The organism is uncultured Dokdonia sp. (genome assembly GCF_937910895.1).
GTDB lineage: Bacteria > Bacteroidota > Bacteroidia > Flavobacteriales > Flavobacteriaceae > Dokdonia.
This window is the reverse complement of record NZ_CALEMI010000052.1, coordinates 46,346-60,721: the sequence shown is the minus strand read 5'-3', so window position 1 is coordinate 60,721 and position 14,376 is coordinate 46,346. Positions and strand designations below refer to the sequence as shown.

Here is a 14,376-nt window from a genome sequence, read left to right as displayed (position 1 = left end):
AGAGGCGTCATCCGAAAAGCCTAAAAAGAGTAGGGAAAACGAAACTAACAAGGTATTATGAAAAAAATTATTATTGTAATCGGGTTTTTAATTGCATCACTACAATTATATGCTCAAGATCAAAGAATATTTGGTGGACAAGCTATAGACATAGGAGATGCACCTTATCAAGTTTCTATTGAAATAAACGGAGGTCACGGCTGTGGAGGAACTATTATTGATTGTGAGTGGATTGTAACGGCAGGTCATTGTGTAGATGATAACACAAATCCAGCAGATTTAGTTGTACATGCTGGTGCTACAAACCAAACTAATAATGGTATCGGGCAAAGAATTGATGTTGCAGAAATTATTATTCATCCAAATTTTGGAGTAGCTAATGGGGTGTTGGTGAATGATATAGCCTTACTACGCTTAGAAAGACCACTAGAGCTAAATGAAGACGTACGTGTCATAGAGTACGCCACACCCACAAATACCACTGCAGCAGATGTTGCGGCTGGAGAGACTGGATTTATATCAGGTTGGGGAGATTCGGGTGGTGGTTGCTGTAATAATAACCTTCTTGGTGCGTCACTACCAATTATTGATAATGCTACAGCAGGAATTTTAATGGGAGATAATAGCAATGGCTGTGGTCCTACTAATAATACAGCTGTGGGCAACTCTATGATTGCATTTTGGCAACAAGGAATTGCAGCAGGTCCTGGAGATAGTGGAGGCCCCGCAGTATTAGGTCGCGGTGGTGATGCAGTACTTATAGGAGTCTCTAGTTGGGGAGGATGTGATAGGGATGATTTCCCTACAATCTATGCCAATGTGCGTAACCTCTCTGGTTTTATAGATACTAATATTAATGTAAATGATTGCTGTTCAGATACTGTAGATTATCATTATGAAGATCAAAATGGTAATGACCAAACAGAGTTTTGTCTAGGAGAAGATGTATTCGTAAACGGTAGTAATACCTTTAATACAAACAACTATTTTATGGATCTCTGGATCGTAGATGATAACGGAGCGTATGATTGGATTTCTGGAGCAGGATGGATTTCTGGCTCTCCAGACTTTGTAAACATCACAGATTTATTTGAAAATGATCCAGAGCATCCTGTAACTTTTCAAGTAGGCGAGACGTATTCTGTAAAATTAGCGATCAATGATCCTAATTGCGGTTGGGTATCATTACAACATAACTTTACGATTATAGAGCCAGACTCTGTTGCATATCATTATGAAGATGAAAATGGAAATGACAAAACTCAATTTTGTATAGGAGAAGATGTATTTGTAAATGGGAGTGCAACTTTAAATACGAGTAACTACTTTATGGATCTCTGGATTGTAGATAGTAACGGAGAGTATGACTGGATTTCTGGAGCAGGATGGATTTCTGGCTCTCCAGATTTTGTAAATATCACTGATCTATTTGAAAATGATCCTGAAAACCCTGTTACCTTTCAGGTAGGCGAGACGTATTCTGTAAAACTAGCGATCAATGATCCTAATTGTGGTTGGGTATCATTACAGCATAATTTTGAAATTATAGATTGTTGTGAAGATTTTAATGAAGCTGATTTTTCATTAGGAGTAGACTTTAATTATAATTTCTGGATAGGAAATTATGAAGGGTATGAGTTTTTAGACGCAACACATGAATGGTATGTAATTTCAAGCCCTAACGAAGAAGGAGGTCCTTATACGTTAGAAAGCCAAGTAACCACAACAGGTGATAATACATTCCTATTATATAATGATGCATCATTTGATTTATATTATACAATAGTACATAAAGTAATTACCGAATGTGGAGAGATATGTTATGCACAAGTACAATATCAAAAAGAAGGTAAAAGTCCAGAGGAGTATGCCAATGTAAAAGCCGCTGAAATCGATTGTAGTTTTTTAGAAGAGATTTTGCCAAAATGTGAAGAGTTGGCGACACCTTCAAATCTTCAAGTTGTTGCTGATACCTTAACTTGGGATCCTGTGCCAGGTGCAGCATACTACATCGTAAGTTCTCCAGCCGGCGGTGAGCCACAACCTTTTTGTGAATGTACTAAACCAGTATCTATTGTGCCTATAACAACATCAACAAACAGTGTTGTTGTACCAGATGGTTTACAGAGTAGATGTTTTGCTTGGCGAGTAACTGCCTTTTGTGAAGACGGTACACAATCTCAAGCATCATTCTCACAATGTTTCTATCCAATAAAAGCACTAGAAAATGATAATTTTGTAAACGTTGCAATTTCTCCAAATCCTAACAGAGGCGATATGAATTTTACAGTAGAAACAAGTTTAGATACACAAGTTAGTGTAGAAGTTTATAATGTTTACGGAACAAAAATTCATTCATTTACTATAAATTCAAAGAGAGACCTAGAAGCAACAGCTCAATGGAATGCTGCAGGAACATTAAAAACTGGAATTTATTTTATAACTTTTAAAACAGATACACAAGTAATTTCAAAGAAAGTTATTGTTAAAAATTAATTGTCATATAATTATATCAATGGGTTCAAGCTTGTCTTGAACCCATTTTTTAAAAAATCCTAAACCTAATTATTAAAACAAAAAATTATGAAAAAATTATTCACGCTAATGACAGTGGCGACCCTAATTGTTAGTTGTCAAGTTGAAGAAATTAATGAAGAAGCTATAGAAAGTGAAAACGTATCTATAGATACCAATAAAAATAAAAGCCCTAAATATGGATCTTTTAATAATGAGATAGTTATTCAATACGATACATCACTTTCTGAGTTACAAAAGCAAGAAATGCGAGCACTTAATAACGTAACATCTTTTAAAAAATGTGAATGTGCAGATCCGACACTTGAACTATGGGAATTTGAAATAGATAAGAACGGATATATTCCAGAAGGCATACATATAGAAGAAGTTGTATTAGGAAATAAAGATAACTCAGGATTAGAAGGAATAGAGTTTAATAATTTGATAGAACATACTGCTCAAAAGCTGGGAGTGGCATTCGGTGCTGCAGATGTTTCGATAGGTTTAACAAAACAAGTCGCTAGTAATAATGAGTTGACTATTGCTATTTTAGATACAGGAATTGATTATAATTATTTTGGATTTACACAACCTTTCTTATTTAATACAACCGTAAGTGGTACTAGTTGTAATGATAATGGGTATGAAGATTATATAGGGTGGGACTTTGTAAATCAAGATAATGATCCTTTTGATGATTTCGGGCATGGAACAGTCATTTCTAGTCTTATTTATGAAAAATTGATGGACGAGAATATAAACTTTCAAATCTTACCTGTTAAAGTATTTGACCAATCTGGAAAAGGCAACTATTTTGATATCCTTTGCGGATTTAAATATGCTTTAAATAATCCAGAAGTAGATATGATTAATATGAGTTTTGGATGGTACAACAATTCAAATACAGAGATCTTAGATAGATTTATGGAAGAATCTCAAGAAAAAGTTTTGCTTACAACATCTGCTGGAAATGTAAATCAAAATAATGATGAGATTCCTCATTTTCCATCTTCATATCCAGTAAATAATCTAATGTCTGTTGCCTCTCTAAATACGAATCCTTTAGACGTTGGACTTGCTCATTTTTCTAATTTTGGACCAAATTCTGTAGATATTGCAGCTCTTGGACAAGATGTTCCTTTTCAAATAGCTCTGGGAGAATACCTATTAGTAAATGGGACTTCATATTCTAGCGCATACACCGCTGCGTATGCAGGTACGTTGTTTGATATAGAAAATACACCTCAAAAATGGATAAGTAACATTTTAGAAAGTGCTACTCACAATAGTAATTTATCTATGTTAAAGTATCAATCATATATCGATTAGTTATGTATAGTAAGGTTTGAGTAATTAGGTTTAGGTAAGCTATTTATTTCAAACTCAGGGGAGGGAGTCTTTGGATTCCTTCCCTTATATATACTATCTTTAGCATACTAAGCCTAATTCATGTCACAACTTAAAAATATACTTACGATAGGAGTATCACTTCTTGTGTTTACGCTCTATGGACAGGAAAAGAAATTAGGGTTTTATGATTCTATACTATCTCTACCTGTAGAAAATAGTCAAAAGAGTAAATTAATAGAACAGTTTCTAGAAAATCAATCTAATTTTGATTCTCTAGAGTTAGCCTCTTATTATTATGAATTTTCTAAATGGAATTGGTCCATGCTTAAAGATAAGGAAAGTGCTAAGTTTTATGCTAAGAAAGAATATGACTTACGTAAACAAATAGGTCAAGAAAAAAATCTTATAGAGATAAAACGAAATCTCTACAACTTAGGATATATGCATCATTATTCTAAGTATCCCGAATATGATAATGCCTTAGCATACTTTGATACATTAATAACACTAACATCACAAAACGAGTCTAGACTAGGAAACGCATATCGCGAGCGGGGAGATATTTATGATAAACTTGGAGACTTTCAAAGAGCTTTAGAAAACTATTCGTTTTCTGAAAACATCTTTAAAGAAATAGATCGGTCAGATCTTCAACTAAAAACACTTATTAATATTTCAGGTACGTATGTGAGTATTAATGATAGTATGTATGTAGATGATTTTGAGAAAAATTTATTGAAGATACAACAGATAGATACTAGTTTATTCTCAAAAAAACAAAAAGGAATGTTGCTAGGTAATATTGGGTATATACGTCATTTTCAAAAACGTAATGCAATTGCGCTTCAGACTACAGAAGCAGCTATTACCTTACTCAAAGAAGCTAGAGATACCGTACATCTTTTTAACTCATATAACCTTTTGGGAGTTATTTATAAAGCACAAAAGGAGTATAAAAAAGCAGAAGTTACGTTTACTCAGGCAGAAAAATATTCAAAAAAAGATCCACTTAACAAAAGTATTATTGCCAATAATCTTGCCGATTTGTATCAAGAACAAGGAAATCTTGAAAAAGCATTAAATTATTATTATAAAGCATTACAAACCATAGAAGGAGTAGCTCCAAATGTACATCCAGATGCTTATCTCACTCAAGAGAACATAGCTATTTCACCTTATAAAACAATTGTATTTGGATACTTAAATGACCTGTCTAATGCCCTAATAGCTAATTATCAAAAAACACGTGAGTTACATACGATTGTAAAAGCAAAAGAAATTATTGCGCTAGCAGATGCTTTAGTAGATGATATCTTTTTAGAAAGCCGAGAAGAACTATCCAAGCTTTCTTGGAGAGAAAAATCATCAAATTTATACCTAAATGGCGTCTACATTGCTCATGAATTAAATACGCCAGATCTGGCATTGTATTATATAGAAAAAAATAAAGGATTAGTACTCCTAGAAAATATTACAAATGTATCTGCACGACAAAAAGCAAATATTCCTTCGTCTGTTATAGATAAAGAATATCGCTTATTGAGAAGTATTAAAGAGCTAGAGACCGATCTCATAAGTGGATCGTCAAAAACAATAGATCTTACAAATAAGGATCGAATTAAAAATGAGGTGTTTTCTCTTAAAAGAGACTATAGAGCATTAATAGATTCTCTGGAGCAAAGATATCCTGCATATTTTTCTTATAAACAAGGATTGTCTATTCCTTCCATTTCTGAAATTAGACAAGACCTAGAAGACAATGAAGTCATCGTTTCTTATGCCGTAGGCGATAGCCTATCTTATGCTTTATTAGTAACCAAAGAGACTATCGTACTACAAAAGCTAACAATTTCTACTCCAGAGCTAACCAATAGAATCACAACATTTCGGAAACAATTAGAGAGGCCTTTTGATAAGCAATCAGATAGGGTAGCCTATCAAAATAATGCTAAAAATCTATATGATATTCTGTTTCCTTTTGAGAATAAGGATGCGGTACTTTTTGATAAAAGAATCTTTATTATTCCAGATGGAAATCTACACGCTTTACCATTTGAAGCACTATCCGTTTCAAAAGAACTACCATTGTCAGCGTCTTATTTTATAACGAAAAGCGAAATTTCATATAAATATTCTCTCTCTGTAGAGAGTCAATTACAATTATTAAGACCCCCAGAGCAAAAAAGCATTGTAGGGATTATTCCATCTATATTCAAAGATAATTATCAAGAACCATTAGTGCAAAGTGCCGATGAATTAGCGCAAATGACTCCTTTTTTAGAAGACAGATTATTCACTCAGGAGTCGGCAAATAAGAACGCATTTATGAAAGCATTTGAAGATCATTCAATTATTCATATATCTACGCATGGAGGCGTGAGTACAGAAGGTCCATGGCTCGCTCTGTATGACGAGCGTTTATTTCTTAATGAACTTTATTTCTTAAAAAACCAAAAGGATCTTGTGGTATTAAATGCTTGCAAAACCTTGTCTGGGAAATTCCAAAAAGGAGAAGGTGTATTTAATCTTATGCGAGGGTTTACAAATGCAGGTGCCAAGAGTGTGATAGGATCTTTATGGAACATCAATGAAAAGTCAAGTTTAGAAATTACAACTCAATTTTATAGAAATCTTAAGCAAGGAGATCGTAAATCAAAAGCACTACAAAAAGCAAAACTCACCTATTTAAAAAATCATGCAAATACAAGCGAAGCAAGCCCTTATTATTGGAGTGCTATTACATTGGTAGGGAGTGATGAAGCCCTCTATGACTCGTTTTCGTATACTAAGTGGTTGCTTTTTGCAGGCATAGCTATCATATTCTTTATAAGCGTACGTATGCTGATACTAAAATTTAAAAGATAGTTTTCTACCGTTCATATCTTTCTGAGTACGCTTTCGCGAAAGCGTACCAAACCTTTTTATAAATAATTTTAATGTGGTAGCTTGTCTTTAAAGACACCATATAAAAAAGTTCCTAAAATTGCAGTAGCAATAACGACCAAGATGGGTAAAAATCCAGCACCAATAAGCGTAAACATCGGTCCGGGGCAAGCCCCTGCTAATGCCCAACCTAACCCAAAAATAACACCTCCTATAAGATAGCGTTTCCATCCTTTTTCTTTAGGGATGAAGTTTATTTTTTCTCCATAAAAAGAAGAGATATTAAAACGTTTTATAAGTTGTGTGATCGTAACTCCAATGATAAGTGCAGCGCCTATGATCCCATACATGTGAAAGGATTCAAAAGTAAACATTTCGTAAATCCGAAACCAAGAAGCCGCTTCAGATTTGTACATGGTAATACCAAACAAGATTCCAATACCTAAATAAATAACTGTTCTCATAGCTTAAAATAATAAAGGGAAAATAAGATGAATCATGACAAGGCCTCCCATAAAGAATCCTATCACAGCAATTAAAGAAGGGAGCTGTAAATTACTCAATCCAGAGATGGCATGCCCAGAAGTACATCCTCCCGCATATCTAGCTCCAAATCCTACAAGTAACCCTCCTATAGCAAGTAAAAGAAGTGCTTTGGGATCTGTAAATACTGAATTCCCAAATATTTCTGTCGGGAGATACGCATTACCAGCACTCTGAAATCCCATTGCTTGAAGTTCGTTAACGGTGTCTGTATCAATAACAACTGTTTCAGTTTTTGATAGCACATGAGCCCCTATATATCCTCCTATAATAGCTCCTATCACTACGATAAGATTCCATCGTTGTGCTCTCCAATCAAATTTAAAAAAGGATGTCGCATTTCCGGCACCACATAAAGTACATAGCGTTCTTAAATTTGATGACATTCCAAAGTTTTTCCCTACCATAAGTAGTAAAAATAGAATCAAAGCAATCATGGGGCCACCTATATACCAGGGCCAAGGATCATATATCCAGTTCATATACAAAGTATTTTTGGCAAAAGAACACATTTTAAAGCAGGTAGTTGGTAACCTAAGTTACATATCTTAATTCTGTATTAGAATTTTTATTGCTTAGAGCAATGAATGGTAAAAGCTTAAAAAGAAATAGGAGGAAATAGTATTTTGAAGTATATGGGTTATGCTTTCGCGAAAGCGTATAAAAAATGAAAGCCACCTTGAAGTATGATCACCAACTAAAAATCAAACGTTTATTTTTGGCAAAAAACGACCTGTCTTTTTTTTATAATTTGAATAGTCTTTAAAAACAAGGGCTAATCTCTTTTCTTCATAACGTGACTTGTATGTAAATAGGACAACTAGAAGTAGGGTAATCAATAGTTTGTAGCCAGATGCCACATAAAGACCGTAGCCTAAAAAGAGTAGTAAAATACCTGTATAGATAGGATGTCTTATGTATGTGTAAAGTCCGTTTTGAATAAGTTGTGATCCCAATTTAGGAGTTGGGAAAGGCGAAAGATTTTTATTGAGTTGTAGTAAAGTAATAAGTATTGTAGCAAAACCTATGATCGCTATAAGAATCCCAGCTATAGCGATTCCATTTGGAATTGTAAACTGTAGCCGTGGTATTTCAAGAATATACAGAAAAAACAATATACATTGAATCAGGACAAAAATACGATCGGCTGTTTGTAGTTTCATGATAACAAGGTACTATAAAAGCTCGTTTATACAGAGTACGAACTTTTATAATACCAGATGGATGGATGCATCCTAAGCTTTGTCTTTTGAAGCTTCTTTATTCGTTTTTAAACCAACCATTGCATATAGCGGACAAAAACTAATAAAACTTGTAAGAAGAAATATAGCGGCAGCAGCCAGGAGTATGTAGGCTAGTGTACCATTTATGATATTTTGCCAGTATAAGACTCCGATTACAACCGCAACTATGATTCGTATGGTGCGGTCTATAGTACCCATGTTTTTTTTCATAATATGTGTGTTTATTGATTATATGTTTTCTAATACAAAATACGCTACTGTAAATATGCCTATGCATATAATACAGACTAGTAGCAGTTTTATGCTTTTTTTCATGATATTAATATCGTAGTAAGAACAAATGTAGTAAGGAGCATCATCAATTTTTGTGACATAAGTCACAGTTGCATAAAAATTAAGAAATGTAGCGGCTGCTTTTTCGACTATTCCGCAGGTAATAACCCATCAAGGTGACTTTTGTTACATAGAACTTGATGACTAATGAGTATTTTTGAATTAAAATTACGTGCTAAGAAAAATGAAAATAATCGTATTTATAATTTCTCTGTTCTATTTAGGTGCTTGTCATCAAGATGAAACCACTACGGTTTCAGAAGTGACAGTGGCAGAAGATCCAGCATCGGTGGTGAGTGTGACTGCATCTCAGTCAGGAGATGCTTATGTATTTAATGTAGGTATTTCAAGTCCTGATAAAGGATGTGATCAATATGCAAACTGGTGGGAAATCGTTTCTGAAGATGGATTCCTTATCTATAGAAGAATTTTAGCACATAGTCACGTAAATGAACAACCTTTTGTGCGATCTGGGAGTGTTACCCTAGTCCCAACCCAAGAAGTGATCATTAGAGTTCATATGAATACGACAGGATATAGCACAAAAGGATATAGAGGTTCTGTAGCTAATGGATTTTCTGAGTATACAATTCCAGAAGGTTTTGCAAATGAATTAGTAGATCAAGCACCACTTCCTAATGGATGTACTTTTTAAAAGGATTGATGATGATGAAGTATATAGATGCATTTAAAGACGCTTTTTTAGGAACCCTACGATGGACTTGGGAGTCTATGTTGTTTGAAGTACCGTGGTATACCAATTATTTTTACGGACTCATCCTCATCTCTTTAGTAATATGGGGGCTAGAAATTATATTTCCTTGGAGAAAAGAGCAGGCCATTTTTAGAAAAGACTTTTGGTTAGACGGTTTTTATATGTTCTTTAATTTTTTTGTTTTTTCTATTGTAATTAGCGGCTTTTATAAAGTATTAGAAGTGATCTTTAGTGATATTTCTATTACAACAGAGAGTCTTGCTATTGTAGATTCGTCAGCATGGCCATTGTGGGTACAACTCTTAGTGTTTTTTATTGTACTGGATTTTGTACAATGGTTTACACACACCTTGCTTCATAAGTATCCATTACTCTGGAGATTTCATAAAGTGCATCATAGTGTCAAGGAAATGGGGTTTGCCGCGCATTTAAGATATCACTGGATGGAAAATGTACTTTATAAACCTCTAAAGACATTTGGAGTTATGATTTTAGGAGGCTTTGAACCAGAACAAGCCTATATTGTTCATTTTATAGCTATTGTTATTGGGCATTTTAACCATTCAAATATTAAACTTACTTGGGGTCCATTAAAATATATTATCAACAACCCCGTAATGCATTTGTATCATCATGCTTATGATCTACCAGAAGGAAAATATGGCGTTAATTTTGGAATTAGTTTAAGTGTTTGGGATTATCTTTTTAAAACAAATTACATCCCTGAAGATAGTGGACGTATTACGTTAGGTTTTAAAGGAGATGACACATTTCCAAAAGATTTTGTAGGACAAAACACTTATGGTTTCACTAAAAAGGATAATGAGTAATATTCGTTTTACAAAACTTGAATACTACCCTGTTGTAAAGCAATAGCACCTTCACTCTCTAGTTTTTTAAGTAATCTAGAGATCACTTCTCTAGAAGACCCTAATTCGTAGGCTATTTGTTGATGAGTCGTATGTAGTATAGAACTCTTTTTGAGAATAGCTTCCTTTTTTAGATATTCCAATAACCGTATGTCTTTATTAGAAAATGTAAGAATCTTAATAACCGTAAGTAGTTCTTCAAACTTTATATTAAAAAGATCATACATAAACTCATTCCACTGTGGATATTTCTTGGCAATCATCATTGCCTTATCTGCTGGGATCACCACAACTTCTGCATCTTCTTCTATAACCGCTTTTACTTGGCTTACTCCATGATGAACTAGAGTAGTAACCGACATGACACAGCTTTCTCCAGGTTTGATATAATACACAAGCACTTCGTGACCATCTTCATCTTCTTTAAACACTTTGGCAAGCCCTGAAATAAGTAACGGAATGATTTTTATATAAGCTCCCTGCTTTAGGATAACCGTTCCCGCCTCTATCTTGATCATCTTACTTATCGTCATGATGTCTTTCTTAAGTTCTGGCATCATCGCCAATTTAGGGAAGTAGGTATCTAAAGATTCTGAAATCAAACTCTCTATTTTTTAAGCATTTTTATAAATAATTCCCTTCCTGCTCTACTTTCTATCGAGTTGGTAGCGGTTTCCATAATCTCGATATCAAAATAAGGCGTAAATAGTTTTTGATATTCTTTTTTATTTCCACCAAAAGGAGGGTGATCTTCATATAAAGGCGCATCAAATAATAGCCCTACGATCTTTCCTTCGGTAGCTAGTAGACTATGTATTTTTTTCGCGTAAGCGGACCTTAGATTAGGATGGAGGGCGCAAAAGAATGTTTGTTCTATTACAAGATCAAACGTCATATCTAGATTAAAAAAATCTTCTTGGATGAGTCGGTCTTTTGGGAAACCGGGAATTCTATGTTGAATATTTTCAAGAGGTGAAGCTGCTATATCGATGACAGATACGTTTGTAAAATCATTTTTAAATAGGTACTCTGCTTCATAAGAATTGCCACCTCCTGGAATGGCTATTCTTAACTCTTTATTTTCTAGCTGATCTATATATTCTTTTATGGGAGGAGAAACGGTTCCTAAATCCCAACGCGTAGTCTCTTCTAGATATCTGTTTTCCCAATAATCACTATTAAACTCCATATACTATAGCTCACTCTTGTTGCTGCCTCCAAGCGCTCCAACCACCAGTAAAATCATAAACACGTGTAAATCCTAATTCGGTGATGAGTTGACTAGCTCGCCGACTTCGTACGCCAGCGTGGCAATACATATAGATAGGTTTTGTTTTATCTAATTTTTGAATTTCGGTTTTAAAATTTTCTTTATCGGCAATATTGATATTGATTGCATCGTCTATATGACCTTGACTATATTCCTTTTCAGATCGTACATCTACTAGCTGAACATCTTTACCAATCACTTCTGCTTTTAGTGTTTGGAGGTCAATTGCATATACGCCTATGCTTTCCTGACCATGGCAAGAGATGGAGACTATCAATAATAGTACAAAAAATATATTTTTCATGTATTTAAAACATTACTTTAAAGTCGTAGGACACACATAATTTGTTACTGGAATTTGAGCTTCTTTAATGGCTTTAAATCCTCCAGCAATATCTACAATATTATGAATACCTCTGCTTTTTAATATAGATGTGGCAATCATACTTCGGTATCCTCCTGCGCAATGGACATAAAAGTTAGCATCACTAGGATAGGTATCTAGGTAATCATTTAAAGAACTCAAAGGCGTGTGATGTGCATTTTCAATATGCTCTGATGTGTATTCTCCTTCCTTACGTACGTCGTAAACGGGTACTTCTTTTTCTTCGAGAATGGTTTTAAATTCAGTCGCAGGGATAGAAGTGACGGTGTCGTACTCCATCGCAGCCTTTTTCCAAGCGTCAAAACCTCCTTTTAAATATCCTATAGTACGATCAAATCCTACCCTTGATAATCTAGTGATTGTTTCCTCTTCACGCCCTTCAGGAGTGATTAATAGTATAGGCTGGGCTACATCTCCTATTAAAGCACCCACCCAAGGAGCAAAACCTCCATCCAAGCCTATAAAAATAGAACGTGGGATATGCCCTGCCGCAAACTCATCTTGATGACGTACATCTAGTACAATGGCTCCCGTTTCATTGGCAGCGATTTCAAATTCTTTTGGTGTTAGTGCATGAGATCCTCTTTTAATGACCGTGTCTATATCTTCATACCCTTCTTTATTCATCTTCACATTCAGTGGGAAATATTGAGGAGGAGGTAGCAAGCCATCGGTAACTTCTTTGACAAACTCGGCTTTTGTCATATCTGCTCTCAGCGCATAATTATTTTGTTTTTGACCTCCTATAGTTCCTACAGTTTCTTTGCTCAGGTTCTTTCCACAAGCAGAACCTGCTCCATGTGCTGGGTATACAATCACATCATCTGCAAGTGGCATTATTTTATTACGTAAACTATCATATAGTGTTTCTGCCAATTGCTCTTGAGTCATCGAAGCTGCTTTTTGTGCTAGATCAGGACGACCCACATCTCCTAAAAATAAGGTGTCACCACTAAAAATCGCGTGGTCTTTTCCTGTAGCATCTTTTAAAAGATAGGTAGTACTTTCCATGGTGTGTCCTGGGGTGTGAATAGCGACCAATGTGATATCACCAAGCTTAAATTCTTGCCCATCTGTCGCGATGATGGCATCAAAAGTTGGATTGGCATTAGGACCGTAAATAATGGGAGCACCCGTTTGCTTAGACAAGGTAATATGACCACTTACAAAATCGGCGTGAAAGTGGGTTTCAAAAATATATTTGATCTTTGCATTTGCTTGCTTTGCTTTGTCTAAATAAGGTTGTGTTTCTCGCAAAGGATCTATAATGGCTACTTCTCCTTTACTTTCAATATAATATGCGCCTTGTGCTAGGCATCCTGTATAAATTTGTTCAATTTTCATAATATAAATTTTTTAATTACGCTTTCGCGAAAGCTAAATTAGTATGCTTCTATCTAGTAAGCAGTAACATAAGTTACATAGTTATTTAGTAAACTCCTTAATAATGATATAGACTCCCATCACGAGTACAAACCAACCAAAGCCTTTTTTTAATTTCTTCCCGTCAATAAAGTTGGTCAACCAGATCCCAATAAAGATCCCTACAATAGAGAGGCCTGTAAACGTCAAAAGAAATGTCCAATCTATGGTTAAATTTTCAACATCACCTATAAAACCTATTAATGATTTTATAGCAATAATTAATAATGAGGTGGCAACTGCTTTTTTCATAGGAAGCTTTGCCAGTAAGACTAAGGCAGGAATAATAAGGAAACCGCCTCCTGCACCTACAATACCCGTTAAAAAGCCAACGACAATACCTTCTATAAGGATAATTGGGTAATTGTACTTTACAGTAGTTTCTTTGTCTTCATCTTTACTTTTATCACGTATCATAGAGATAGAAGCCAATAACATAATGATGGCAAAAAAGACCATAATCCCTATGTCCTTTGTCACTATAAAATCTCCTATAGAGAACAGTTTGTCTGGAATATTGGGTACAATAAATTTTCTTGTCGAATACACAGCGATCAATGCAGGGATAGCAAAGACTATAGCTGTTCTAAAATCGACAAGCCCTTTTCTGATATTCTGTATAGCACCAACAAGAGCAGATGCGCCAACCACAAAAAGAGAATATGCAGTAGCCGTCACTGGATTGAGGTATAGAAGATATACTAAAATAGGAACAGTTAGTATAGAACCCCCACCACCTATAAGTCCTAAGACAATACCAATACATAAAGCACCAACGTAACCTAAAATTTGGGTAATATCCATGACTAATTAGTAGAAGGGTTTGTTATAAAAGTAAGTATATT

Annotated in this window: 14 protein-coding genes; 5 read left to right on the top strand and 9 right to left on the bottom strand. The window is 34.8% G+C overall.

All coding sequences use genetic code 11. The features are described from left to right. Nucleotides 1–57: 57 nt before the first annotated feature. The 3 genes from Q0505_RS06735 (at nucleotide 58) to Q0505_RS06725 (ending at nucleotide 6,732) form a co-directional block, all read left to right on the top strand. Nucleotides 58–2,496: a trypsin-like serine protease gene (locus Q0505_RS06735; protein ID WP_299210463.1), complete on the top strand. Its 2,439-nt coding sequence runs from the start codon at nucleotides 58–60 to the stop codon at nucleotides 2,494–2,496. Nucleotides 2,497–2,583: 87 nt separating this feature from the next. Then, nucleotides 2,584–3,846: a S8 family serine peptidase gene (locus Q0505_RS06730; RefSeq protein ID WP_299210461.1), complete on the top strand. Its 1,263-nt coding sequence runs from the start codon at nucleotides 2,584–2,586 to the stop codon at nucleotides 3,844–3,846. Nucleotides 3,847–3,966: 120 nt separating this feature from the next. Next, nucleotides 3,967–6,732 carry a CHAT domain-containing protein gene (locus Q0505_RS06725; RefSeq protein WP_299210459.1) on the top strand — a complete coding sequence of 922 codons (2,766 nt, stop codon included), beginning with the start codon at nucleotides 3,967–3,969 and terminating at the stop codon, nucleotides 6,730–6,732. 68 nt (nucleotides 6,733–6,800) lie between these two features. Here Q0505_RS06725 and Q0505_RS06720 read toward each other — a convergent pair whose 3' ends face one another. The 4 genes from Q0505_RS06720 to Q0505_RS06705 all read right to left on the bottom strand — a co-directional run bounded on the left by Q0505_RS06720 (nucleotide 6,801) and on the right by Q0505_RS06705 (nucleotide 8,747). After that, nucleotides 6,801–7,214 carry a DUF6691 family protein gene (locus tag Q0505_RS06720; protein ID WP_299210457.1) on the bottom strand — a complete coding sequence of 138 codons (414 nt, stop codon included), beginning with the start codon at nucleotides 7,212–7,214 and terminating at the stop codon, nucleotides 6,801–6,803. A gap of 3 nt (nucleotides 7,215–7,217) precedes the next feature. Beyond that, the gene (locus Q0505_RS06715) at nucleotides 7,218–7,775 is read right to left on the bottom strand and encodes a YeeE/YedE thiosulfate transporter family protein (protein ID WP_299210455.1); all 558 of its coding nucleotides are present in this window, start codon (nucleotides 7,773–7,775) and stop codon (nucleotides 7,218–7,220) included. Nucleotides 7,776–7,997: 222 nt separating this feature from the next. Then, entirely contained in the window at nucleotides 7,998–8,456 is a 459-nt protein-coding gene (locus Q0505_RS06710; RefSeq protein WP_299210453.1) for a methyltransferase, read from the bottom strand. Between the two features lie 72 nt (nucleotides 8,457–8,528). Further along, a complete protein-coding gene (locus Q0505_RS06705; protein ID WP_299210451.1) occupies nucleotides 8,529–8,747 on the bottom strand; it encodes a DUF2892 domain-containing protein in 219 nt (72 codons plus the stop codon). Between the two features lie 307 nt (nucleotides 8,748–9,054). Here Q0505_RS06705 and Q0505_RS06700 point away from each other — a divergent pair, with 307 nt between their 5' ends. Together Q0505_RS06700 and Q0505_RS06695 are read left to right on the top strand one after the other, a co-directional pair. Next, complete coding sequence (locus Q0505_RS06700) at nucleotides 9,055–9,525, top strand: hypothetical protein (RefSeq protein ID WP_299210449.1); 471 nt, start codon at nucleotides 9,055–9,057, stop codon at nucleotides 9,523–9,525. 11 nt (nucleotides 9,526–9,536) lie between these two features. After that, complete coding sequence (locus Q0505_RS06695; protein WP_299210619.1) at nucleotides 9,537–10,415, top strand: sterol desaturase family protein; 879 nt, start codon at nucleotides 9,537–9,539, stop codon at nucleotides 10,413–10,415. Between the two features lie 8 nt (nucleotides 10,416–10,423). Here Q0505_RS06695 and Q0505_RS06690 read toward each other — a convergent pair whose 3' ends face one another. The 5 genes from Q0505_RS06690 to Q0505_RS06670 all read right to left on the bottom strand — a co-directional run bounded on the left by Q0505_RS06690 (nucleotide 10,424) and on the right by Q0505_RS06670 (nucleotide 14,335). Then, complete coding sequence (locus Q0505_RS06690) at nucleotides 10,424–11,056, bottom strand: Crp/Fnr family transcriptional regulator (protein WP_299210447.1); 633 nt, start codon at nucleotides 11,054–11,056, stop codon at nucleotides 10,424–10,426. Between the two features lie 5 nt (nucleotides 11,057–11,061). Continuing rightward, on the bottom strand, nucleotides 11,062–11,643 hold the full coding sequence (locus Q0505_RS06685) for an SAM-dependent methyltransferase (protein ID WP_299210445.1): 582 nt from the start codon (nucleotides 11,641–11,643) through the stop codon (nucleotides 11,062–11,064). A 10-nt stretch (nucleotides 11,644–11,653) separates the two neighbouring features. After that, nucleotides 11,654–12,028 carry a rhodanese-like domain-containing protein gene (locus tag Q0505_RS06680; protein ID WP_299210444.1) on the bottom strand — a complete coding sequence of 125 codons (375 nt, stop codon included), beginning with the start codon at nucleotides 12,026–12,028 and terminating at the stop codon, nucleotides 11,654–11,656. 12 nt (nucleotides 12,029–12,040) lie between these two features. Continuing rightward, a complete protein-coding gene (locus Q0505_RS06675) occupies nucleotides 12,041–13,453 on the bottom strand; it encodes an MBL fold metallo-hydrolase (protein ID WP_299210442.1) in 1,413 nt (470 codons plus the stop codon). A gap of 81 nt (nucleotides 13,454–13,534) precedes the next feature. After that, entirely contained in the window at nucleotides 13,535–14,335 is an 801-nt protein-coding gene (locus Q0505_RS06670) for a sulfite exporter TauE/SafE family protein (RefSeq protein ID WP_299210440.1), read from the bottom strand. Between the last annotated feature and the right edge of the window lie 41 nt (nucleotides 14,336–14,376).